General features: G+C 60.6%; 18 protein-coding genes. 5 read left to right on the top strand and 13 right to left on the bottom strand.

The genetic code is table 11. From position 1 onward, the window contains the following. Positions 1-221: 221 nt before the first annotated feature. The 5 genes from FHW92_RS18525 to FHW92_RS18505 form a co-directional block, all read right to left on the bottom strand. Entirely contained in the window at positions 222-875 is a 654-nt protein-coding gene (locus FHW92_RS18525; RefSeq protein ID WP_210428590.1) for a MarR family transcriptional regulator, read from the bottom strand. Positions 876-931: 56 nt separating this feature from the next. Beyond that, entirely contained in the window at positions 932-2,170 is a 1,239-nt protein-coding gene (locus FHW92_RS18520; protein ID WP_168604766.1) for an MFS transporter, read from the bottom strand. Between the two features lie 111 nt (positions 2,171-2,281). Beyond that, positions 2,282-3,298 carry a carbon-nitrogen hydrolase family protein gene (locus FHW92_RS18515; RefSeq protein WP_168604765.1) on the bottom strand — a complete coding sequence of 339 codons (1,017 nt, stop codon included), beginning with the start codon at positions 3,296-3,298 and terminating at the stop codon, positions 2,282-2,284. Positions 3,299-3,366: 68 nt separating this feature from the next. Continuing rightward, positions 3,367-4,281, bottom strand: coding sequence for a hypothetical protein (locus FHW92_RS18510; protein WP_168604764.1), 915 nt, complete (start codon positions 4,279-4,281; stop codon positions 3,367-3,369). A 79-nt stretch (positions 4,282-4,360) separates the two neighbouring features. Beyond that, positions 4,361-7,153, bottom strand: a complete 2,793-nt coding sequence (locus FHW92_RS18505; RefSeq protein WP_168604763.1) for a TonB-dependent receptor — start codon at positions 7,151-7,153, stop codon at positions 4,361-4,363. A gap of 475 nt (positions 7,154-7,628) precedes the next feature. Here FHW92_RS18505 and FHW92_RS18500 point away from each other — a divergent pair, with 475 nt between their 5' ends. Further along, positions 7,629-8,585, top strand: coding sequence for a helix-turn-helix domain-containing protein (locus FHW92_RS18500; protein ID WP_168604762.1), 957 nt, complete (start codon positions 7,629-7,631; stop codon positions 8,583-8,585). A gap of 6 nt (positions 8,586-8,591) precedes the next feature. Here FHW92_RS18500 and FHW92_RS18495 read toward each other — a convergent pair whose 3' ends face one another. From FHW92_RS18495 to FHW92_RS18485, 3 genes are all read right to left on the bottom strand, one after another. Then, positions 8,592-9,719 carry an alpha-hydroxy-acid oxidizing protein gene (locus tag FHW92_RS18495; protein ID WP_168604923.1) on the bottom strand — a complete coding sequence of 376 codons (1,128 nt, stop codon included), beginning with the start codon at positions 9,717-9,719 and terminating at the stop codon, positions 8,592-8,594. A gap of 1 nt (position 9,720) precedes the next feature. Then, entirely contained in the window at positions 9,721-11,433 is a 1,713-nt protein-coding gene (locus tag FHW92_RS18490; RefSeq protein WP_168604761.1) for a thiamine pyrophosphate-requiring protein, read from the bottom strand. A gap of 90 nt (positions 11,434-11,523) precedes the next feature. Then, positions 11,524-11,682 (bottom strand): hypothetical protein, encoded by a 159-nt coding sequence (locus tag FHW92_RS18485; RefSeq protein ID WP_168604760.1) that lies wholly within the window; start codon positions 11,680-11,682, stop codon positions 11,524-11,526. A gap of 339 nt (positions 11,683-12,021) precedes the next feature. Between FHW92_RS18485 and FHW92_RS18480 the strand changes: the two genes are divergently transcribed. Further along, a complete protein-coding gene (locus FHW92_RS18480) occupies positions 12,022-14,496 on the top strand; it encodes a TonB-dependent receptor (RefSeq protein ID WP_349237709.1) in 2,475 nt (824 codons plus the stop codon). A gap of 243 nt (positions 14,497-14,739) precedes the next feature. On the opposite strand, the gene FHW92_RS18475 is transcribed toward FHW92_RS18480, so the two are convergent. Next, complete coding sequence (locus FHW92_RS18475; protein ID WP_168604758.1) at positions 14,740-16,140, bottom strand: aldehyde dehydrogenase; 1,401 nt, start codon at positions 16,138-16,140, stop codon at positions 14,740-14,742. Positions 16,141-16,230: 90 nt separating this feature from the next. Between FHW92_RS18475 and FHW92_RS18470 the strand changes: the two genes are divergently transcribed. After that, complete coding sequence (locus FHW92_RS18470) at positions 16,231-16,413, top strand: hypothetical protein (protein WP_210428589.1); 183 nt, start codon at positions 16,231-16,233, stop codon at positions 16,411-16,413. Between the two features lie 224 nt (positions 16,414-16,637). On the opposite strand, the gene FHW92_RS18465 is transcribed toward FHW92_RS18470, so the two are convergent. Continuing rightward, on the bottom strand, positions 16,638-17,573 hold the full coding sequence (locus FHW92_RS18465) for a carbon-nitrogen hydrolase family protein (RefSeq protein ID WP_168604757.1): 936 nt from the start codon (positions 17,571-17,573) through the stop codon (positions 16,638-16,640). Between the two features lie 67 nt (positions 17,574-17,640). On the opposite strand from FHW92_RS18465, the gene FHW92_RS18460 reads away from it, so the two are divergent. Beyond that, on the top strand, positions 17,641-18,579 hold the full coding sequence (locus FHW92_RS18460; RefSeq protein ID WP_172249396.1) for a LysR family transcriptional regulator: 939 nt from the start codon (positions 17,641-17,643) through the stop codon (positions 18,577-18,579). Here the strand turns inward: FHW92_RS18460 and hisC are convergent. Genes hisC through FHW92_RS18445 form a run of 3 tightly spaced genes read right to left on the bottom strand, consistent with a single transcriptional unit; the run spans position 18,563 to position 21,288 of the window. Then, positions 18,563-19,624 carry a histidinol-phosphate transaminase gene (gene hisC, locus FHW92_RS18455; RefSeq protein ID WP_168604756.1) on the bottom strand — a complete coding sequence of 354 codons (1,062 nt, stop codon included), beginning with the start codon at positions 19,622-19,624 and terminating at the stop codon, positions 18,563-18,565. The genes FHW92_RS18460 and hisC overlap by 17 nt on opposite strands. A gap of 6 nt (positions 19,625-19,630) precedes the next feature. Next, on the bottom strand, positions 19,631-19,846 hold the full coding sequence (locus FHW92_RS18450) for a hypothetical protein (RefSeq protein WP_168604755.1): 216 nt from the start codon (positions 19,844-19,846) through the stop codon (positions 19,631-19,633). Between the two features lie 11 nt (positions 19,847-19,857). Continuing rightward, positions 19,858-21,288 carry a PLP-dependent aminotransferase family protein gene (locus FHW92_RS18445; protein WP_168604754.1) on the bottom strand — a complete coding sequence of 477 codons (1,431 nt, stop codon included), beginning with the start codon at positions 21,286-21,288 and terminating at the stop codon, positions 19,858-19,860. A gap of 99 nt (positions 21,289-21,387) precedes the next feature. On the opposite strand from FHW92_RS18445, the gene hemA reads away from it, so the two are divergent. After that, positions 21,388-22,611, top strand: a complete 1,224-nt coding sequence (gene hemA / locus FHW92_RS18440; protein WP_168604753.1) for a 5-aminolevulinate synthase — start codon at positions 21,388-21,390, stop codon at positions 22,609-22,611. The last annotated feature ends 115 nt before the right edge of the window (positions 22,612-22,726 follow it).

The raw sequence follows: 22,726 nt of genomic DNA, 5'->3' as shown, positions 1-22,726 counted from the left end.
CAGAGCCTGAATCAGACCAACCCCAACGTGACAACCCCAAAAGCCAATTTTCCAAACAGACTCTAAGCGCTGGTAATTCGACCGCAGGTTGAATTGCACATCAATGCAGCGGGCTTGGCACTAGGCCCGCTGCTTTTATATTTTCATCCGGAGTCGGCTGGCATGCCATGTCTCAACAGGTCAAGCTGTCGGGGATTAAAGCTAACGCGTATTGCCTTGCTTCAGTCTCGCGTTGCGGTCGGTTCGGCAAACCTTGTAAACTGGTCCGCGATATCCTTCAGAATTGCGAGAAGTGCCTGGCGGTTTTCCTGGCCCACAATGGCTTCAAACTGGGCGTCATGCGCTTCTGCATGGGCGCGCAATGTTTGCAGATGGCTTTCCCCCTCCTGGCTGAGCGAAAGGCGAATACGGCGCTGATCCCCCGGATCGCGATCTCTTACAATAAGACCTTTGCGGCTGAGTTCGCGAAGCGAGGCTGTGAGTGTGGATTTGTCCCGCCCGCTGGCCTTGCTCAATTCGGTCTGGGTAATACCGGGATTATTATGGACAATGGTGAGCAGCGCATACCACCCAGGCCAGATGTCTGATTCACCCACCTTTTGGGCGAAGGCTGCAAACGACGCTTCCTGCGCTCTGCGCAGTTGAAAAGCGAGTACTCCGTCAAGGCTTTTTGTAAGCTCGTGATGTGCCTGCGGGCTTTTGAGCCGGGCGCGGTTAGCGGGGCGCTTTGCCATTTCTGAAAATTTCCTGAGTGCCTGATCTGAAAATTGCTGTCGGTCATCTCCGAATGAAGCGCAAGGGTTTTGCAACCGATATACGGGGTAATGAGCGCGGCCACCGCGAAAGTCCTCGCGGTGGCCGCGCTCATACTGCATGCCTTTTTGGGGTTGGAGCAAATTAGCATGGCTACGGCACTTTGCGGCTCAGCACATTAACGCCTAGCCACGATTTGCGGCGCCGTTTCTTTGAGAAAAAGTGTCGCCGCAGCTCCTGCCACCAACACCACATCAACCGTCAGCAGCGTCATTTTCAGCCCGCCAGCCATGGCAATAGCGCCGCCGATCGAGGGGGCAACGCCTCCGCCGAAAATCTCGCCAAGGCCGATGACCAGACCCATAGCACTGGACGCCATGGTTGACGGCACGCATTCGCCTGAAATGGGCCCGGCCAGAAGAGCGTTGGCGCCGCAGCAGCAGAATGCGGCCATAAACAGCGCGGCAAAGATTGCCGTTGGCGATTGAACCCATAGAACAAGCGCCGCCAAAGCCGCCGCGCCCACAATAAAAGCGATAAAGAGCGAAGGCTTGCGCCCAATGCGGTCCGACAGGATACCCAGCAGGATCTGGCCCAAAAAGCCACCCAGTCCAAAACCCGACATCACGAAGCCCATGGTCACGCTGTCCAGCTTCACCACGTCCGTCAGATAGACAGGAGCCATCACGCCAAGAACGAAGATGCCGCTCATCGAACAAAAGATGGCGGGAATGGCCACACAGATGTTGCGATAGGCAAAAAGCGCAAGCCAGTTGGCGGAAGCGCTCTCGTGGTGCGCCGACTGTCCGGGGTTAACCGGATCGCGCAGAACACGCCAAAGCATGAAGGCAAGGATCAGACCCGGAATTGAAACAAGCATAAAGACATCGCGCCATGATGGCAGGATGGCCGCCAGTTGCGTGGCGATGATCGGGCCAAGTGCGAGGCCGCCCAGTGCAAAAGCACCCTGAATGATGCCCAGATTGATCCCTCGGCGGCTTGCAGGCGACGCGTCAAGCGCGGCGGCATAGCTGGTCGGGCAATAGGCGCCCTCGGCGACCCCCATCAGCAAACGTGCGATAAACAGTCCGGCAAAGCCGGTGGCCAAACCGCTGATACCCGACAACAGCGAAAAGGCGATGACGGCAGGAATGATGATCTTGCGACGACCGATCCGATCGGATAGCCGCCCCATGATGATGGCGAAGACACCCCATGAGAGGCCGATGGCCGCCCCCAGATTGCCCAGATCCTGATAATCAAGGCGCAAATCATGCATAATCTGCGGGGCGAGCGGCATGATCAGCCAGCGATCAAGACCGACGAGGCCAAAGCCCGCCGCCAGCAGCCCCACGGCGCGCAGTTCGTAACTGAAATTTCCTGTCGGCGTTCCAGACGCTGCTGAAATTGATGGCATAGTCGTCGCCCCTGAATGCGCCATCGTGTCGCAACGATGGGCGGAAATGGATATGGCAGATCAGCAAATGGGATTTCAAAGGGAGCAGCTTGAACGGCACGCGCCCCGGCGTCATGCCGCAGCAGGATCGCCGCCCGGCTCTCCGCCGGATGGCACAGTGCCGCCCATTTTCACCATCGCCTGACGCGGCTCGACGTTCAGCAAGAGTCGAGTGGCATCGGCACGGCAGTAATGCCCTGCCGGATCGAAAACAGATTTGGCCGCGACAATCGCGTCGATATGAGCGTCGGCATAGAGAATGCCCTCAGCATCCTCGAGCAAATGCTCGGCGAGCGGCTTGCCGTCGGGGCCAAAGATCATGCTGCACCCGCCTCCGGCAACGGCGCCATCGGCGTTGAGCAGCCGGACCTTGTCCTCGGTGTCGCACAGGAGATCGATCATCTCCTTGCTGGTGATCGCGGTGGAGTGGAGGACATAGCAGCCCCCCTCAATGGCATGCACCTGGCTGACGGCCAGATTGGCCTGTGCGGTCAGGCCATAGGCAATTTCCTTGTACAGCGTGAAGGACGGCCAAGAGGCGACATGGATCTGTTCGTTCTGGGCAAACAGAGCGAATTTCGACAGGGGCTGGACATGTTCGGCGCAGCACAAGGCGCCAAGGCGGCCCAGTTTGGTGTCCACTACCGTCAGGTCGGAGCCGTCGCCCTCGCCATAGACGGTACGCTCGACATGGGTGGGCTTGAGCTTGCGGCGGTGGAAGAGCAACTCGCCTCCGTCGCTATAGGCTACCTGCGATATATAGAGGCTGGCGCCAGCCTTTTCGCTAAATCCAAGGACAACATGGATCTTGTTGGCCAAGGCGGCCTGCCGCACGCGCTCAAGCTCAGGTCCGTCGATGGCCACGGCGCTGGCATAGAGGCGCGGCATGAACCGTGCGCCCCATGCAGGCGCGCCCAGCCAGGCCCACCATGGATAGCCGGAGATCCACACCTCGGGAAAAGCCAGCAGGTCGGCGCCATTGGCCGCGGCCTCCTCAATCAGAGTGATGGTCTTGTCGACCGTGGCATTGGCATCGAGATAAACAGGCGCAGCCTGAACAACGGCCAGCTTGACGGAATTATTGATCATGTTCGCTCCCACCCAAAAATCTGCGCTTGATATGTGGCGATCCCTGTCTTTCGGGCCGCGCTGTCCTGCTATTTCCTCAAAGGCCAGACCGCTGGGTGACCTTCCGGGGTGATCATGAAGCATTCGATGTCCAGAATGCGCCCGTCGACGATCTTGAAAATCTCATAAATGATGAAGCTGAAGGGGTGGTCGGACTTGGGGCCATTGTTGCTTTGCAAACCCGGCTCGACATCAAGGCGGCTGATGCCCACCACAATCCCGCGCGCTTCATCGGTCAGCGGGTAGCGGCGTTCGCGCACATGAGGGATCCAGCCGAATTTGGTGACACCAATATCGCAACTGTCCGAGGTGATGACGCCCGGCTTGTTGGTGTTGGTCGTGGGGGTGCCGTTTTCCGTGCGGTTGCAATCGGGATGAAAGGGCACAATCGCGGGATTATGTTCCTGTATCGACTGGAAATAGAGATCGGCGATGTGGCGCAGTTCATGCGCAGGCACCCGCTCGTTCCGGAGCAGTACATCGCTCCACATCGGTTTTGGCGTGTGAACACCCGTCGGATCGTAGAGCAGATCCTTGGGACCAGCGACCACTTCTTCCATTTCGCTGATCTTGCGGCCTTCAATCTTCAGGCGCAGAAAATAGAGCGCAGGATCGGCATCGCGCCGACGCACCACGCCCATGAACACCGCCTGCTTATCAACGGGACTGACAAAAGTGGAGCGGCCGGTGATGATGGTCGCATCCTGCCATATCCCATCCTTGAGATCGGTCTTGCTGCCGTTGCGATAGATCAGAGCGTTGGGGGTGAAAACCAGCTTTGATGCATCATGCGCTTCCAGCCCAAGCAGAACTTCATGCACTTTGTCGAGCAGACATCCCCTGTCGCAGGCCACAGCCGTGGCGGCAACAGGTTTGCCCGCAACCGGCAGTGCCCCCATCAGGCATCCCAACGCAGGGATCGCCCCCAGGATCCATCTTTTCATGCCCTGATCCTTTCAACCTGTATTCAAAAAGCGGCGGGCAGGACGACAGAGCCATCCCGCCCGCCTTAGGCAGGGTTTTTTAGAACTTGCCGCGGATACCCACGGTGAAGTAGCGACCCATCACGCTATGGACCGACTGAGCGGCGGGATAGAGCACGCCCGGAAAGTAGGACGCGTAAAGCGGGGCCTGACGGTTGAAGAGATCCGAAACATTGAGGAAGGGCTGGAAGCGGCCATCGGCCACATCCACACTCATGGTCACATCGGTATAGAACACATCAGGGATCTTGTTCGAGGCGCTGTCGATCACATAGGTCGGGCGCGTCGAGCGCTGATAGCTGCCGATCCACCGCTCCTGAATGAAGAGGTTGAACTTGTTCAGGTTGTAATTGATCGAGAAGTTGCCGCGCCACTTGGGATAGCCCGACGCATTGCCGTCCACCGACGTGTTGGCCGTGCCCGCCAGTTCTTCTTCGGCGGCCAGCGCGCTCGTTTTCAGCTTGATGTGCGGAACGTAGCTGGTCAGCGCGCGGAACGTGATATTGCCCGCGCCCAGCTTATGGCGATAGCTGGTTTCAAAGTCATAACCTTCGGTCATCAGCGAAGCGCTGTTGACCGGCGAGAGCGCCACGGCGGTAGGCGTCTTGCCATCAGGCCCATAGCTGATGAGGGCGCATACCGGTGATGTGCCGTTGCTGGCCACGCAGTCGTTATAGGTGGTCTGCGCGTCGTTGGTCGAGATCGCATCCTTCAGGCGCAGGTGGTAAAAGTCCAGCGACATGCGCAGGCCCGGCACCTGATGCGGCGTATAGGCGATACCGATGCTGGTGGTGTCGCCCTTTTCAGGCTTGAGATTGCGATTGCCAACGGTGGTCTGGGTCACGTTGACCGAACCCGATGCGGTGGTGACAGCATTGGCGCTGACCGAGCCGGTGGCAAAGAGGTTGTAAAGCGTGGGCGCCCGAATATCGCGCGACTGTGTTGCGCGGATGCGCAAGTCGCTGAACGGCTCGTAAACAAGCCCGGCCTTCCAGGTTACCACGCTGCCGCTGGTCGAATAATCGGTGAAGCGGACCGCGCCGTTCAGGGTCAACGACTTGCCCAGCGGGCCCTCTTTGATCAGCGGCACCTCGGCTTCGCCAAAGACCTCCTTCACATTATAGCTGCCATGCGCTGAACCGACATTGGTCCAGTCATAGGCCGTGGCCCCGCCCGGAACGTTGCGGATGCCGGTAAAGTCCACTGGCAAAGCGGGGTCGGAATTGCTGGACTGGTTAAGCGATTGGTGGCGATATTCGCCGCCCACCGCCAAGGACACCGGACCCGCCCACAAAGAGAAGGGCGAGCCGGAAATGCTGCCCACGATATCGTCCATCTGATTGACGATTTTGTAGGTCGAGGTGCCCCGCACATAGGCTACTGCGGCGGCTGAAGGTGCGCCCTCGCCAAAGAGGTTGAGCGGGCTGCATCCGGGGTAAAGGCCGGGGTTGGTCAGCGCAACCCGGCAAACGGTATTGCCGCTGCCGTCTTTGACAGCGTCCAGCGCAGCGTAAAGCTTGCGGTTGTCGATTTCGTTGGCGTTCATTGTGAGGGTGTTGCGGCCGTGCTCATAGCTCACGTTCCACTTGTACCCGCCCAACGAACCCGACAGGCCCGCCGTGATGTTGTAGTTGGTGTTGACCGCTTTCGAGGTGCGCAGGCCCAGATCGCGGTTATAGCGCGACATGGCAACCGCATTGCCACCATTGACGCCGGCCAGCTTGGCCTGATCAACGGTGGAGAGGAAGGCGTTGGTGGGCGAAATCAGCAGGCCGCCGAAATTGAAGTCATAGCCATATTGGCTGCCATTTTCGGCGCGGGCAAAGCTGCCCTGAACAAAGCCTTCGACATCAGGCGAAATGTCGTAGGAGATGCGGCTGAAGGCCTGCGTGGTGTTGACGCTGCCGGTCAGGCCCAAACCGTCAAAATGCGCGCCATCGCCGCCAACCGACTGGCCGGTGTTGCCAATGGGGGTGCCGGGGTTGAAAGAGCTGAGCTGACCATTCTTGAAGGTCTGACCCAAGGCCGGGATCAAACCCCCGAACGAAGAAAAGTTGAAACGCGCGTTGGCATAGGTCTTGAGCGGATCAGCCGCCGTGCCCGCGCCCACCAGTGTATAGATGCCATCGCCATAGCGGCGGGCCGAACGGTTGTTGATCGCGTCCTGCTGATAATGCTCGACGCTGGCGATGATGTGGCCCTTGCCCTCCGCAAAATCGGTGCCGCCTGCGACGCCGATCTTCCAGCTCGGCGCATCGCCATAGGTCGAAACGCCGGAGTTGGCCTCGTACTTCAGCCCTTTGAACTTGCGATCAAGGACATAATTGACCACGCCGCTGACCGCGTCCGAACCATAAGTGGCCGAGGCGCCGGCGGTCACGATTTCAACGCGCTTGACCAGCATTTGCGGCAAGGTGTTCACGTCCACACCGCCCGAAGAGCTCGTCTGGATGGCGCGCTGACCATCGAACAGGATCAGCGCACGCGAGGTGCCGATACCGCGCAGGTTGAGATAATTGCCGTTCGAGGGGGAATCGGCGTTGGTCTGAAAATAGCTGGTCGAGCTGGAGGAGTTCGACAACTGGGGAAGCTGATTCAGAGCGTCGGCCAGGCTGCCCGGCGATGCCTTGAGGAGTTGTTCGGTGGAAACGGCGGTAACCGGCGTTGGCGCCTTGATGCCATCGGTAGCCAGGCGGGTGCCCGTCACAACGATTTCACCAGGCGTCGATGCCGCAGCACCCTGAGCAGCCGTGATTTCCTGCGCCATGGCCGCCGTCGCCGGGAATGCCAGCGCGCTGCTTGCAAGCAGCGTAAATATATAGGCCTGCTTCATAAAAATCCCTCAATTCGGATAGCCATTATCACTCCCGCTCCGCGCCCCCGGTTGGCGGAAATGGGGACACAGACTTGTACGCCGCGTCTTGCTTGAGATCCGCGCGCGGCTTTTCTCCGAGCAGGTCTAACGTGGAACTGGACGGAGGGATTTTGGCAGGCGGAACGAAATTTGGTCTATTCCGGCACAGGGCCTGACCCACTACCTATGCAGAGGCGCCGATGAGGCATGAGGGGCGCCATCACACCTATGCGGCGCTTAAGCACATGCAATCGGGAAATGTTCTTTGTGTTGCACCATTGCAATGCCGGAAAGATTGCGTTGCGGGCACCTTGCGGTTATGTTGGTTATCAAACCATCCGGTAAATGAGGTGGTCGGGGCAACCCAAATGATAAGCTTCGCAGGCGGATGACATTTGTTTCAGAACTTTGGCGGTTTTGAAGTGAAATACGTGTGCGTAGCAGGGAGTGAAAAATGGGCTTGGCATCAGATACATTCCGTAACGAGTCGTCCGATTTCTCTCATTGGCGCGATGCGGTGTGCGATGCTGTGGTTGATCTGGACTGCGCCAAACCCAGCAATTCCCCGTTTCACGGTACGATCTTGTCCCTTCCGATGCGCGATCTGCGCATGATCAAGGTAGCCGCCACCCCGCATCAGGTTACACGCGACCGGCAACGAGCAAGCAAAGCGACTGAGGAATTCGTCCTGCTCAGTCAGGTCGTTTCAGGCAGCTCGACCTTGGTTCAGGGCGGGCGCGAGGCGCGTTTGCAGGCCGGTGATTTTGCCATTTATGACACCACCACGCCCTATCAGATGGTGCTTGACCGGCCCTTTGAAATGAATGTCGTGCGGATCGAGCGCAGCCGTTTTGCCCGTCATGTCAGCGACATCAGCAATCTGACGGCTTTGGCAGTGTCCGGTCGACGCGGGACGGGGCGCATTGCATCGATGCTGATCGAGGAAACGCTGTCCCAGTTTGAGGATATCGGCGATCATGGAGCGCGCCAGCTCAACACTACCATGCTTGCCTTGATCGCGGCAGCTTTGACCGAGGCGGCGGGCGAGCGTCCGGTCGACCGGATGAGCGAACCTCGCCATTTGCTGGTTCAGCGTGTGATCCGCCTGGTGGAGGATGAGCTGGGCAATGAAGAACTCAATTGCGACTATATCGCCCGCCGTCTGGGTATTTCGGACCGCTATCTGCGCAAGTTGTTTTCCGAGCGAGGGGCCAGCCTGTCTGATATGATTTGGGACCGCCGCCTGATCGAAGCGCAAAGGCAGTTGGGTCAAGTCGTGACCGTGCAAAAATCGGTCACGACCATCGCCTATGAGTGCGGCTTCAAGGATTCCGCCCATTTCAGCCGGGCTTTTCGCAGTCGTTTTGGCATGAGTCCGCGTGAATTCCGCAATCAGCGGATCAAGGGTTAGACCTCGTTACGCAATATAGGTCTCATCCAGCATTGCGATGTCGGGACATCCGATCAGCGCCAGCGTATTGTCGATTTGCTGACGCAGCAAGGCAAGCACCTCGTCTGCTCCGCGTTCGCCACGCGCCGCCAGACCGTAAAGCAAAGGTCGGCCGATCAGCGCCCCAGCCGCTCCCAGCGCCATAGCCTTAACCACATCTGCGCCGTGGCGGATCCCGCTGTCGAGCAGCAAGGGCAGTCGGCAAGCGCGCCGAATGGCGGGCAATGCATCGACGGGGGCCATCACATCCTCGATCTGACGGGCGCCGTGGTTTGAAATGATGAGGCCGTCCACACCCAGTTTCTCGCAATGGCGGGCATCGTCAGGAGCAAGAATGCCCTTGACCAAAAGCTTGCCCTGCCAGGCGTCTCGCAGCGCGGCGAGTGCTTCCCAATCAAAACTTGCATCCATCTGGCGGCCCATCAATGCTGCCTGTGCCTCGACATCGCCCGTACCCGCAGCGCGGAAATGCGCCAGTTCGGGCAATCCGGCGAAAACCTGACGCAGGCTCCACACCGGATGGGTGGCCGCGTCCCACATAATGCGCGGCGTATAGCGGAAGGGCACGCCAAACCCGCTGCGTTTGTCGCGAATGCGTTCACCATTGACCGCCACATCGACCGTCAGCACCAGCGTGGTGCAACCGGCCGCCGCGGCCCGACGGACAAGATCCTCCGCGAGCTTGCGCTGGACCACATAGAGCTGGAACCATACTTCGCCCGAGGTCGCTGCTGCCACTTCCTCAATGGTGCTCGTCGATGCGGTCGAAAGGCAAAAGGGTATGCCCATCCGCTCTGCGGCCTTTGCCAAAGTCAGATCGCCGCCGGGCCTCACGACTCCATTCAGCCCCATCGGGGCAACCGCAAAAGGGATTGCCCAGGAAGAACCCAGCGGAGCAACACTTTGCCTGCGTTGCTGCACATTGACGAGCCGGCGCGGGCTTAACAAATATTTGGCGAAGGCGTCACGATTGCGGTCAAGACCTCGCTCGGATCCCGCGCCGCCCTCCACATAGTCATAAACCATGCGGGGCAGGCGGCGCTTGGCTTCACGACGATAGTCGTTGATCGTCGGAAGGGGGCGTGGCAGGGCCATCTCAGTGGTGATCCAGCCAAACGTCAAGCACGGCACAGCGCTTTTCCTCACGCACCACCCTGAGCGCTTCGGCAATGGCTTCGTCCACCTGCGCCGGGTCAACGATCTGGCGGCCCCACGCATTGCCAGAGGCCTTTGCAATGCCGACATAATCGGGTGCGGGATCGAATGAAGTATCAAGGCCATTGGCATGCGCCGCAAAGCCGTCCGGGTGAACCGCCAGTGTTGAAAGCTTGGGCGATTTCCATCCCCGATTGTTGAAGATCACCTGAAGGAAAGGCGCCTCATAGCGCCGCGCCATCCAGTGCACCGAGCTGGGCACCGTGAACATGAACGAACCATCGCCCGTCAATGCCACCACGGTCGCATCGGGGCGGGCCAGCTTGACGCCAATGGCCGCGCCGCCATTGTAACCGAGCGATCCACCGCCGCTGGTGAAGATCTGGCCTGGCGTGTTCAGGCTGAGATGGTTGAACACGGTGTGGTAATTCGAGATCGCCTCGTTCACGAAAAGCATCTCGTCATCCTGAGCCGCGCGCAGACGGGAGACAAAATATTCGGGCGTGATCGTGCCGACCGGCATCACTTCCAGCACGCCCAGTTCGTCATCGCGTTCCGCGTGACGGGCCGCGTAGTGTTGCTGGCGCTCTTCTACTTGCGCCGCGTCCACTATCTTGCTGTCCAGCCAATGCAACAGTTGCTCAAGCGCCGTGGCCGCATCCGCGCGGCAGACCGCCTCCGCATTGATGCGCCACAATGGCATCTGTTCCTTCAAGGGGTCCACGTCGATGTGGAAAATGCGGGCATCGTCGGCCGGTTTGGACACGGTGGGGATCCAGGGGACATCACTGTCGATCACCAAAACGACATCGGCTTCGGCAAGATCCTGATTTTGCCGGGGCTGGTTCCACTGATTGCCCAGATAGAGCGGGTGATCATGGGGGAAATTCATGGCGTTGGGCACCGACTCCAGCACGCCAATTCCAAGCGCCTCTGCAAGGCGGACCAATGGCGCAACCGCTGCCGGATTACGGCCCACAAAAGAGGTGACGATCAGTGGGCGCTTGGCCGACAGCAGGGCCGATCCGATAGCGTCGAGCGATGACATCCCAAGCGCGGCCGGCTCGATCGCTTTCCAGCGCGCGGCATCATCGGGGGTGGGCGTGACTTCCTCTTCCATCACCTCACGCGCGCCCATCAGATATGTCGGCCCTTTGGGATCGGAATTGGCGAATTGGAGCGCGCGGTGGACCAGTTCCTTCACATTCTTGCCCGTGCGCAGTTCGTTGTCATAGCGCATATAGCCGCGGACCAGTCCGCGCTGATCGTGAACATCCTGAATCCACTGGATGAATTCATTCCGGCTCCCTTTCATTTCACCATGCTGCGTAAAGGGAGATGCGCCGGCAAAAATCAGCATTGGCGCACGTCCCTTGGCTGCATTGTGTACGGCGCCGGCCAGAGCCTGCGTGCCGCATTCCACATGTACAACCACAGCCTGCGCTACGCCACTGGCCTGCCAGAAACCATGCGCCGCGCTCATGCCTACCATTTCATTGGGGCAGGTCACCACGTCTGGAATTTTGCGTCCGGCAGCGCGCGCCTCGGCAATCGCCTCGACAAGGGCAGGGTGATCGCTGCCCAGATTGGCGAAAATATAGGAAACCCCATGTTCAATGAGGGCGTCGAGAAAAGCGCTGGACGTGGTGTACATAGAAAATCCTGAAGTTTGATGCGCGTTTCAAACAATGCCCGAGGTGCCTGTGTGAAGCGGCGTGACTAGACAATCTGGGTAGGTCGCCGCTCAGAGCGATCCTGAGCCCTTGGTAATGGGCGTCGGACAAATGCTCGGTTCATAGAGACAGAGCTTGCCGTTTCGCGGCTGGGTTCGGATCGCGGTATGGGCGTCAAAACCATCGACCTCGGTGACAGCGGGCGCATTTTGCGCGGGTTCGCGGTTCATAGTGTTTTCCTGTGGCGTTCTGCGCCAATATAGTTTGAAACAAAACTATATCAAGGCCGATTTATCATCTCGATTTTGCCGATAGGGCGCACCTAATATTAATATAAACATTTGATTGTATTTAACAAAAACCCTACTCAAAATCAAAATCTCAATTGCTGAAATGCAAGATAACGAACGATTTTATGATTTTCTCGCTTTTAGTCCGTGAAGAAGGCTGCGCATGTTGGCTGAGCCATTGCGTCGAAAGAGGCATTGGGGGCAGGCGCCGCAATCCCTGTTCCTTTGCAGTCAAAAAATAGCCTCGCCCTGAGCAATTACCGGACCGCATTATCACTCATGATCGCCCCGCCGCATGGACGGTTGCACTATGATTCAGGGGGATTTATGAGGAAGCACACACTGCTAATGTGTTCAATTCTCGGTGGTCTTTGCTCTTTGGCTGGGCAAGCGCAAGCTCAGGAAGAAGCGCCCAGGAAGGGAGCCGATGTCGGCGAGATCGTTGTAACTGCGCAGCATCGCACTGAAAACATTCAAAAGGTTCCCATCGCTATCAGCGCCTTCAGCGGGGAATCACTGCAGCGGCGCGGATTGGGCAAAATCAGTCAGGTGGCCGCGTTCACACCCAATGTCGAAATCAAGACCAGCGCTGCTTTTGCCGGCTCCTCCCAGATTCTGGCTGCATCGATCCGTGGCATCGGCCAGAATGACTTTTCCTTCAACCTCGAGCCGGGCGTTGGGGTTTATATCGATGGCGTCTATTTCGCGCGTTCGCTGGGTGCGGTGGTCGACCTGCTCGATCTGCAGCAGATGGAAGTGCTCAAAGGCCCGCAGGGCACGCTGTTTGGCCGCAACACGATCGGCGGCGCGCTGAATATTACCACGCGCGCGCCCGACAAAAACTTCCGCTATGCCTTTGATGCCACCGTGGGCAGCTTCAGCCGCACCGACGTGCGCGGCTCGGTTGACCTGCCGCTTGTGGCGGACAAATTGCTCTCGCAGGTGTCGTTCTCGGTCAAAAAGCGGGACGGCTATCAAAGGCAGATTGCCTTTCCGGGCGCTGCGGGCACGGTCAACGATCTGGGCAGCTATGTCACCGCCGGCAATCAGAGCGGCGGCACCACGCGCGGTGATGAAAATCAGGTCAATTTGCGCGGAAAGCTCAAGTGGATCGTCAACCCGGACCTGAATGTGCTGCTGGAAGCCGATTACACGCATGTCGATCAGGGCGCTCGTCCGATCACGTTGATCAAGACATTTGCCGGGGGCAGCGATGGTACGCTGTTTTCAGCCTATAACGGTTGCGTCGCCGGTGCCGCGCCGCCCTTTTTGTGCAGCAAGCGCGGCACTGTGGGTACCAGCTTTTATGGCGCCACCAATCGGCTGTTCATCAGCGATGCCTTCGTAACGGGCAACATTGACACTACCTATGCCCGCGGCAGCAACTACGACAAGCTCAAGACCTGGGGTGGCTCGGTCACGGTCGACTGGACACTCTCGCCCAATGCCGCGATCAAGTCGATTTCGGCCTATCGCGAACTGCATTCCTCGTTTGGCAGTGAAAACGCAGGCACGCCTTTTGGCGCAGGCGATGCGTCCTTTACCATGAATCAGGCGCAGACTTCGCAGGAAATTCAGTTCATCAGCTCTGCCTTTGACAACCGCCTGAAGAGCGTTGTGGGCCTCTATTATTTCAACGAAACCGGTAATCTGACCGATATGCCCGTGCTGGGCGAAGGTCTGGTGCAGATCTATGGCCGCAATTATTTCCGCAATGATGCCTATGCTGCCTTCGCGCATGAGCATTTTGATGTGACCGATCGTCTCGGGGTCACTTTTGGCCTGCGTTACACCAAGGAAGACAAGCGGTTTGAAGGACAGCAGAAGGATCTCAACTCCTTCTTCCTGCGTTCGCGCGGCTATGACCCCAATCTGCCGCTGCCCCTGTCGGCCAAGGCTTTGCTGCCCGATCCCAACGATCCCACGCGGATCTTCCCGCTGGGCGTCAATCGCCAGAGCTTCTCCAATGCCTCGATCAAGGCGGGCCTGGAATACAAGCTGGCCCCGGCGATAATGACCTATTACTCCTATTCGCAAGGCTTCAAGTCGGGCGGATGGACCGCGCGCCTGACCGATGTCATCAGCCCGCCTAACGACATCTCGCAACTGACATTCAAGCCGGAAAAGGCCCAAACGCATGAAATCGGACTGAAAAGCACTCTTTTCGGCCGCAAACTGCGCCTGAACATCGCGGCCTTCAACACCGATTACACCGATATTCAGGTGACCCAGTTTGTCGGGATTTCGCCGGTCATCAAGAATGCCGGCAAGGCGCTGATCCGCGGTGCGGAAGCCGAGGCGCAAGGTCAATTCGGCGAATTCTCGATCAATGCCAGCCTTGGTTATATGGATGCCCATTACACCTATCTGGCACCGGGCGTGACCTATTCGGTGCAGAGCGCGCTGGTTAATACGCCCAAGTGGTCGGCAACCCTTGGCGGCCTTTGGCATCATGATTTGGGTGATGGCAAGGCCATTTCGACGAACCTTGATTATACCTATAAGAGCAACAGCCATCCCGACGCTGAAAACTCGCCCTATTTGCAGTCGGGCAATGTCGGGCTGCTCAATGGTTCGATTTCTTACACCGCCAAGGATGACCGCATCGGGCTGACCTTTGGCGTGCAGAATATGACCGACAAGCGCTATGTCACGGGCGGCTTCGACCAATCGGGCGTTGGCCAGATCGGCTTCGTCTCTGCCACCTACAGCCCGCCGCGCCAATGGTATCTGACGCTGCGGGTCAAGGGCTGACCATTTGAAGCATAACAGAGAGGGGCCGCTGTGCCCTTCTCGATTTGTCGTTAAACTTCTATAACTTGGCGATAGTTCCGCCTCGGTGCCTATGGTGCGAGGCGCAATTCTGCCTGCATCGAAAGAAAAGACCTCGACCACCCGTATAGGATGGTCGAGGCCTGCGATGGCTTTGCTGACATCAGCTTGCGGTATTGGGAACAAGCTGATGTCAGCAATTGCGCTGTTTCGCGCCGTCCTGCATCAGATGGGGAAATGCCCGTTTTGTGTTTCCACCGTGATCCACCGTGTCTCGGTGAAGCTGTCGATGCCCTGGCGTCCGCCGAAGCGGCCGTAGCCTGAGGCGCCGACGCCGCCGAAGGGCATCTGCGCCTCGTCATGGACGGTGGGGCCGTTGACGTGGCAGATGCCGCTCTTGATCTGCTTGGCCAGACGCAGGCCCTTGGCGATGTCACGCGTGAAGACGGCCGCCGAGAGGCCATATTCGGTGTCATTGGCCAGCTCGATCGCATGGGCTTCATCGCGCGCGCGGATGATGCCGACGACGGGGCCGAAGCTCTCATCGCGGAACAGCTTCATCTCCGGCGTCACCTTGTCCACCAGATGCGCGGGCATCACGACATTGAGCGTGGTTTCCCCGCCCGTCAGCAGCACCGCGCCCTTGGCCACAGCGTCGTCCACAAGGCTGTGGCAATGCGCCACCGTCTTGGCATCAACCACCCCGCCCAGCGGCGTGTTGCCCAAACGCGGATCGCCTGCGGTCAGGGTCTTGACCTTGGCGGCGAATTTCTCGGCAAAGGTATCGGCCACATCCTCGACCACGATGATCCGCTCGGTGCTCATGCAGATCTGGCCCTGGTTCATATAGGCGCCGAACGCTGCCGCCTTGACCGCCTCGTCGAGATCCGCATCGGCGCAGATCACCAAAGGCGCCTTGCCGCCCAGTTCGAGCAGGCAGGGCTTGAGATGCTCGGCCGCGCGCTTGGCGATGATGCGGCCCACCGCCGTGCTGCCGGTGAAATTGATGCGTTTCACTTCCGGCGCGTCGATCAGCGCGCCCACCACATCGGCAGCGTCCGCCGGAGCATTGGTCACGACATTGACCACGCCTTCGGGGAAACCGGCCTCGGCAAAGGCCTCGATGATGAGGGCATGGGTGCGCGGGCACTGTTCCGACGCCTTCAGGATCACCGCATTGCCGCAGGCCAAAGGCGTGGCAATCGCGCGCACGCCAAGGATGATCGGTGCATTCCACGGCGCAATGCCCAGGATCACACCCACCGGTTCACGCAGCGCCATCGCCAGACAGCCGGGCTTGTCCGAGGGGATCACTTCGCCCGAAATCTGGGTGGTCAGACTCGCGGCCTCGCGCACCATGGAAACGGCCAGGCCAAGGTTGAACATCGCCCAACCGGCCGTCGCGCCGATCTCGCCCATCATCGCGGCAACGAAGTCATCCTTCTTGGCTGCCAGCGCATCGGCCGCCTTCTGCAGCACCGCGCGCCGCGCGTTCGGACCCATCGCGCCCCAGGCAGGCTGCGCCGCCGCAGCACGCGCCGCGATGGCGGGGATGTCGGCGGCCTGCATGGCGTGCGCGATAGACGCCACTTCACCTGTGATTGGGTTCTTGCGTTCAAAATTCATTGGTTTGACCTCTTCCCGAAACCATTTAACCCCACGCTGCTCCAATTATAGTTTTATGTCAAACAAAATGCTCGCAGTCTGCCGCCCTCTGTGCTGCTGACCAACCACCTAAAGGACCTCAAGCTGCCCACCTTCGCGCGCGAGCATGAGAAAGTGGCCTTCGAGGCCGGGCAGGATCGGGCCGAGTACCCGCGCTATCTGCTGCATATCCAATCCGGAAATCGGCCACCCATTGACCCCCATCCTCGGCCATTGCACGACAATGATGCCTGAGGATCAACGCCAGAACGCACTACGTGGCCAGGCCGGCGAAATCCTGGCTCAGTCATGGAAGGTCGGTCCAGAGCTGGTCGAGATGCTTCACGTCCGCATCGGCGGCGCCCGAAACGTCGAAATCCGATAACCAGCAGCGTCAACGTGGGGCTCTCGCACCGCTAACGCTTATTTTGGCCATCCTGCATGAAAAGATGGATCTGATCGCGCGGCTTGGCGACCGTTTAGGCTGAGGGGACCTTATGCAGATGCGGTTTTGCCGCAGCATCGAGATGCAGTGAAAACACGTCGGGCCGCGCATAATGGCCCGCCACATCCAGATCATAGCGCGCCCGCACCACATCATCTGTGTCGATGGTCGCGGCCAGCACGCCTTCGCCCCAGCGCAGGGGCCCTGCCAGAATCTCGCCCATCGGGTTGACGATCACGCTGCCCCCCTTGATCAGCTCGGCCTCCGGGGCCAATCCGGCAAAGGCCGCATAATCCTCGGGCGCATCGGCCCGCGTCATATACTGGCAGGTGCTCAGCACGAACATGCGGCCTTCATAGGCAATATGGCGCATCGAGGACTGCCAGATCTCGCGCTCGTCCACCGTGGGAGCGCACCACAGATCGACCCCTTTGGCATACATCGTCTGGCGCAGCAGCGGCATGTAATTTTCCCAGCAGATGGCCGAACCGATCCTCCCCATCGGCGTCTCGATGACGGGCAGGGTGGAGCCATCGCCCTGCGCCCAGACAAGCCGTTCGCTGGCCGTGGGCATCAGCTTGCGATGCTTGCCGAGCAACGATCCGTCCGGCCCGAAAAACAGCGCCGAGCAATATAGCGTCGCGCCCTCGCGCTCAATCACGCCGACCACCAGATGCGCTTTCATCTCGGCGGCAAAACCGCCCATGATCCGGCATTCCGGCCCGTCCACCTCGATGGCCGACCGCCAGTAACGCAGATAATCCTCGCGCCCCTCGGCCGTGCGGGTGCCGATCCTCGCGCCGAAATCCAGCCCCTTGGGATAGCCGCCGATATAGGCCTCGGGAAAGACGGCCAGTTCCGCGCCCTCCCGCTTCACATCCTCGCAATGGGCGGCCATGCGGTCGAGGGTGAGGGGGGTGTTGAACAATTGGCTGCCGGCCTGAACGACGGCGACGCGATGTTGAGGCATGAAAAATCCTTTGCAGATGACCGGCGCCATTTGACGTAAAGCCCAATCATCAGGCAAACCGCATTTTATGAACAAGATTATCGGTCTGAACGATATTGCTCGTCTCGATCTCAACCTCGCCACTAGCTTTCTGGCGATATGGGAGGAGCGCAGCGTGTCGCGCGCGGCGCTCCGCCTGAACCTGAGCCAGTCGGCGCTGAGCGGTTCGCTGGCGCGGCTGCGCTCGATCACCGGGGATCCGCTCTTTGTACGCAGCCGCATGGGCATGGAGCCGACCCCGCGTGCCATCGCCATGGCCCCGGTGCTGAGCGCCGTGCTCGACAGGATGAGCGAGGCGCTGGCCCCGCTGCCGCCTTTTGCGCCCGGCGGGATCGCGCGGGCGCTGGTGGTGGGCATGTCGGATGACTTCATGCTGGCTTGCGGGCCCGCGCTGGTCCGCCGCCTGCTGGCCGAGGCGCCGCAAGCCTCGGTGATCTTTCGCCAATGCAACAGCCAGACCGCCGCTGCGATGCTGGAATCGCGCGAGATCGACATGGCGATGATCGCGGGCGGCAGGGGGAGGGGACAAACCATCCGCCATCAGGCCATCGGCCGCTCTTCCTACCTGTGCCTTGGCGATGGCGATGCGCTGGCGCCCCATCTGCCGCTGACGCTGGAGGGCTACACCGCGCTGCCGCATGTGCTGGTGTCCTTTTCCGGGCGCAGCGGCATCATTGATGAGGCATTGCAGGATCTGGGCCGCAAGCGGCGGATCATCACCGCGCTGACGCAATTTGCCGCCCTGCCGCCCTTTTTGCAGGGCTCGGGCTGGATTGCGACCTTGCCCGGCCATGCCGCGCGGGCGCTGGCGCGTTCAACGGGACTGTCAACATTCGCGCCGCCGCTGACGCTCGCCCCCTACGAGGTGAGGCTGTGCTGGCGGCGCGATGGTGATGCCGATCCGATCTCGCAATGGCTGCGCGGCCTGCTGGCCGATGTATGGCAGGGCCTTAACCCGCCAGAATAGACCCAAGCCCCTGCAGCAGCGCGGACACCTGATCGGCATCGCCCACGGTGATGCGCAGGAAATCCTCGATCCGGGGCGCGTTGAAATGGCGCACAAGGATCTTTTCCGCCCGCAAGGCCTGCGCCAGTTCGGCCCCGCCGCGCGCGCCATGGCGGGCAAAGACGAAATTGGCCTGCGAAGGCAGGACCGAAAAGCCCAGTCGCTCCAGCCCCGCCGCCAGCCGCGCGCGGTTTGCGATGATCGCCGCCCGGCCTTGCTGAAACCAGGCTTCGTCGCCCAGTGAGGCCAGCGCCCCGGCCTGCGCCAGACGGTCGAGCGGATAGGAGTTGAAACTGTCCTTCACCCGCACCAGCGCCTCGATGAGATGGGGCCGGCCCAGCGCATAACCCACGCGCAACCCCGCCAGCCCGCGCGATTTCGATAGGGTGCGCACGATCAGCAGATTGGGATGGCGCGCGATCAGGGGCAGAGCGCTTTGCGCGCCGAAATCGACATAGGCCTCGTCGATCACCACCGGCGCATCGGGATGCATGGCCAGCAGTCGCTCGACCGCCTCCAGCCCCAGCCCGACCCCGGTGGGCGCATTGGGATTGGGCAGGATTATGGCTCCGGCCTCGCGCCGATAGTCCTCGACATTCACCCGCATCGCGCCATCGAGCGGCACGGTTTCATAGGCAATGTCGAAAAGGCGGCAATAGGTGGGATAGTAACTGTAGGTGATGTCGGGGAAGAGCAACGGCGCGTCATGCTTGAGCAGACCGGCAAAGGCATGGGCCAGCACCTCGTCCGAACCATTGCCCACGAACACATGATCGCGCGGCACGCCATGATATTGCGCCAAAGCCTGACAAAGCGTGCCCAATTGCGGATCGGGGTAGAGCTGCAACCCCTCGCGCGCCGCCGCCTCGATCGCCGGGGCCACGGCGGGCGAGGGGCCAAAGGGCAATTCATTGGTGTTCAGCTTGATAAGGCCCTCAACGCGCGGCTGTTCGCCCGGCACATAGGGCGCGAGGCGGTGGACCAGCGGACTCCAGAACTGGCTCATGGGATTTCAGCACTCCTCGCCGACAAGGCGGCGACCCTTGTATTTGATGGGCGGGGTGGGGGCGACATACAGGATCTTGTGCAAGGCAAGCGCGATCTGCACCTCGCGCGTGTCGTCGGACTGGCCCGCCTCGACATAGGCGGCATCCGCGCCATAGCCCTGCGCGCGCAGATATTGGGCGGCGGCGGCGCGGGCGGCAATCAGGCTTTTGTCTTCAGGCATGTTTGGGTGTCCTATACAATCAGATTGGCCAGCGTGGGCGACTGACAGGCAAGGTCGGCAATTTCGCGCAGGCCGGTTTCCAGCGTGGCGCGTTCAAGCGGGGCGGCAAAGCCGATGCGCAGGGCCTCGGGCGCCGAGCCGATGGCAAAGGCGTCGCTGGTCACCACGCCGATCCCGGCATGACGCAGGCGCGAGGCGAAATCGCCCCGGCTCCAGCCATGGTCCAGCGGCAGCCAGGCATGATAGGCGCGCGGATCGCTGCGCAGGCCATCCTGACCCAGCAGGCGATGGGCGAGGGCCTGACGCGCCTCTGTCTCGGCGCGAATGGCATTCAGGGTCTGTTCGGCCAAACCCGTTTCGATCCAGCGCGTGGCGATGGCCGCGCCCAGCGGCGAGGCCATCGAGGTCGTCGCCCGCACCGCGCCTGTCAGCCGCGCGGCGCCGCGCGCATCGGGGCAGGCGACATAGGCCATGCGCAGCGCCGGAGCCAAAGCCTTGGAAAGGCTGGCGATATGATAGGTCCGTTCGGGCGCCAGCGCGGCCAGCGGGGGCAAGCCATTGCCCGCCAGCCTGCCATAGGCATCGTCCTCAAGGATCGTCAGGTCATACTCGCGCGCGATTGCGGCAATCGCCTCGCGCCGTTTCAGGGGGATCGTGGCGGTGGTCGGATTGTGCAGATTGGGCGTGCAGCAAAGCAGGGCAGGGGGGTGGCGGGCGCATTGCGCAGCCAGATCCTCGGGGATCAGCCCATCCCCGTCCATCGCCACCGGCATCAGCGCTGCGCCCATATGGCCCGCCAGCGAGCGGAAACCGGGATAGCACAGTGCCTCGACCGCCACAGGCCGGTCGGGATGTCTGAACAGGGTGAGCAGCGCGAGCAGCGCCCCTTGCGCGCCGGGGGTGATGACAAGCCGGTCGGATGCCAGATCGGGCAGGCATGGGGCGAGCCATTGCACGCCTGCCTCGCGGTCGGCGCGGGTGCCGCCGACCTCCTGATAGCGCAGCAGAAGGTCCATGCCGCCGGTGGCCTCCAGCCCGGCCACCTCGGCCCAGAGGCGCGAGGTCAGCGCGGCATCCGCCATGCGCGGCGGAAAGTTCATCGTCAGGTCGACGATGCCCGACGCAGAGGCGGATGCGGCCGACGATCCGGCCATGGCAGGGGCCGGTTTGGCGCCGGACGCCTGAACAAAGGTGCCCATGCCCACGCGCCCCTCGACCAGAACGCGCCGCCGTGCCTCGGCATAGGCGCGGCTGACGGTGGTGAAATCGATCCCCAGCCGTTCGGCCAGCGCGCGTTGCGGGGGCAGGCGGTCGCCATGGCGCAGCGCCCCGGCGCGAATGTCGGCCTCAATGGCATCGGCAATGGTCAGATAAAGCGGACCGGCCCCTTTGACCATACGGGGCGTCCATTCAATATCTCTGCCTGTTTCGTTCTCTGCCATGCTTATATCCATATATATGTATATTGTATGTTGCAAGCGCTCGATGCAAGCATTATGGGGCGCCGCATCCCGTCACGATAGCACATGTGAGGCGTTCGTATGGATTATGTCGGCAAATTCGAACAAATTGTAGGGCGTATGCGGCATGAGGGGCGCTATCGCACCTTCATCGAACTGGAACGACTCGCCGGAGAATTCCCGCAGGCGCTCTGGCGCGCCGGGGCAGGGGACCAGCGCCGCATCACCATCTGGTGCAGCAATGACTATCTGGGCATGGGCCAGCATGGCGATGTTCTGGCCGCCATGCATCGTTCCATCGACGCCCATGGCGCGGGGGCGGGCGGCACGCGCAACATCTCCGGCACACACCACGCCCATGTCGCGCTGGAGGCCGAACTGGCCGATCTGCATGGCAAGGAGGCCGCGCTGGTGTTCACCTCAGGCTGGATTTCCAATCTGGCCGCGCTGGGGGTTCTGGGCCGGGTGCTGCATGATTGCGCGATTTTTTCCGATGCGCTGAACCATAATTCGATGATTGAGGGCATCCGCCGTTCGGGCGCCGAAAGGTTCATTTTTCGCCATAATGATGTTGCGCATCTGGAGGAACTGCTGGCCTCGGTCGCGCCCGACCGACCCAAGATCATCGCCTTTGAAAGCGTCTATTCGATGGATGGCGATGTGGCTCCCATCGCGGAAATCTGCGATCTGGCAGATCGTTACGATGCGCTGACCTATCTGGACGAGGTCCATGCGGTCGGCCTTTACGGCCCGCGCGGCGGCGGCATTGCCGAGCGCGAGGGGCTGGCCCATCGTCTGACGCTGATCGAGGGGACGCTGGCCAAGGCGTTTGGGGTGATGGGCGGCTATGTTGCCGGGCGCGCTCCGGTGGTCGATCTGATCCGGTCCTGCGCCGACAGTTTCATTTTCACCACCTCGCTGCCCCCGCATCTGGCCGAGGGGGCCGTGGCGGCGATCCGCCATCTCAAGCTGTCCTCGCTGGAGCGGGCGCGTCAGCAGGCCATCGTCGCCCATCTGCTCGACCGCCTGCGACAGGAGGGCTTCAATTTTGCGTCCACGCAAAGCCATATCGTTCCGCTGCTCGTGGGCGAGGCGCATCTTTGCAAGGCGATTAGCGACCGGCTGCTCAGCGCCCACGCCATCTATGCCCAGCCCATCAACTATCCCACCGTGCCCAGGGGGCAGGAGCGGCTGCGGCTGACGCCCACGCCTTTCCATACAAGGGCGCATGTCGAGGCGCTGATCGCCGCGCTGATCGAGGTTCGGGATGCGCTAAAGTGGGATGTGAAGCGTCATGCCGCCTAATGATTGCATGCAATCAATCTTGACTCTGTGAAAATTGATGGCAACCGCACCGCCATCAATTCCGGAGGTCCATACAATTGCTTCCAATTCCGAACGTGCCTTGCGCGCCGTTTGC

The sequence above is a fragment of the Novosphingobium sp. SG707 genome, assembly GCF_012275515.1.
In the GTDB taxonomy this organism is placed as follows: Bacteria; Pseudomonadota; Alphaproteobacteria; order Sphingomonadales; family Sphingomonadaceae; genus Novosphingobium.
The sequence above is the reverse complement of the archived record's forward strand: the minus strand, read 5'-3'. Positions and strand labels throughout refer to the sequence as shown.

Excerpts from the sequence above, each read along its gene's own strand:
- FHW92_RS18525 (WP_210428590.1), bottom strand. The coding sequence starts at position 875 with ATGCAGTATGAGCGCGGCCACCGCGAGGACTTTCGCGGTGGCCGCGCT.
- FHW92_RS18520 (WP_168604766.1), bottom strand. The coding sequence starts at position 2,170 with ATGCCATCAATTTCAGCAGCGTCTGGAACGCCGACAGGAAATTTCAGT.
- FHW92_RS18515 (WP_168604765.1), bottom strand. The coding sequence starts at position 3,298 with ATGATCAATAATTCCGTCAAGCTGGCCGTTGTTCAGGCTGCGCCTGTT.
- FHW92_RS18510 (WP_168604764.1), bottom strand. The coding sequence starts at position 4,281 with ATGAAAAGATGGATCCTGGGGGCGATCCCTGCGTTGGGATGCCTGATG.
- FHW92_RS18505 (WP_168604763.1), bottom strand. The coding sequence starts at position 7,153 with ATGAAGCAGGCCTATATATTTACGCTGCTTGCAAGCAGCGCGCTGGCA.
- FHW92_RS18500 (WP_168604762.1), top strand. The coding sequence starts at position 7,629 with ATGGGCTTGGCATCAGATACATTCCGTAACGAGTCGTCCGATTTCTCT.
- FHW92_RS18495 (WP_168604923.1), bottom strand. The coding sequence starts at position 9,719 with ATGGCCCTGCCACGCCCCCTTCCGACGATCAACGACTATCGTCGTGAA.
- FHW92_RS18490 (WP_168604761.1), bottom strand. The coding sequence starts at position 11,433 with ATGTACACCACGTCCAGCGCTTTTCTCGACGCCCTCATTGAACATGGG.
- FHW92_RS18485 (WP_168604760.1), bottom strand. The coding sequence starts at position 11,682 with ATGAACCGCGAACCCGCGCAAAATGCGCCCGCTGTCACCGAGGTCGAT.
- FHW92_RS18480 (WP_349237709.1), top strand. The coding sequence starts at position 12,022 with ATGATCGCCCCGCCGCATGGACGGTTGCACTATGATTCAGGGGGATTT.
- FHW92_RS18475 (WP_168604758.1), bottom strand. The coding sequence starts at position 16,140 with ATGAATTTTGAACGCAAGAACCCAATCACAGGTGAAGTGGCGTCTATC.
- FHW92_RS18465 (WP_168604757.1), bottom strand. The coding sequence starts at position 17,573 with ATGCCTCAACATCGCGTCGCCGTCGTTCAGGCCGGCAGCCAATTGTTC.
- FHW92_RS18460 (WP_172249396.1), top strand. The coding sequence starts at position 17,641 with ATGAACAAGATTATCGGTCTGAACGATATTGCTCGTCTCGATCTCAAC.
- hisC (WP_168604756.1), bottom strand. The coding sequence starts at position 19,624 with ATGAGCCAGTTCTGGAGTCCGCTGGTCCACCGCCTCGCGCCCTATGTG.
- FHW92_RS18450 (WP_168604755.1), bottom strand. The coding sequence starts at position 19,846 with ATGCCTGAAGACAAAAGCCTGATTGCCGCCCGCGCCGCCGCCGCCCAA.
- FHW92_RS18445 (WP_168604754.1), bottom strand. The coding sequence starts at position 21,288 with ATGGCAGAGAACGAAACAGGCAGAGATATTGAATGGACGCCCCGTATG.
- hemA (WP_168604753.1), top strand. The coding sequence starts at position 21,388 with ATGGATTATGTCGGCAAATTCGAACAAATTGTAGGGCGTATGCGGCAT.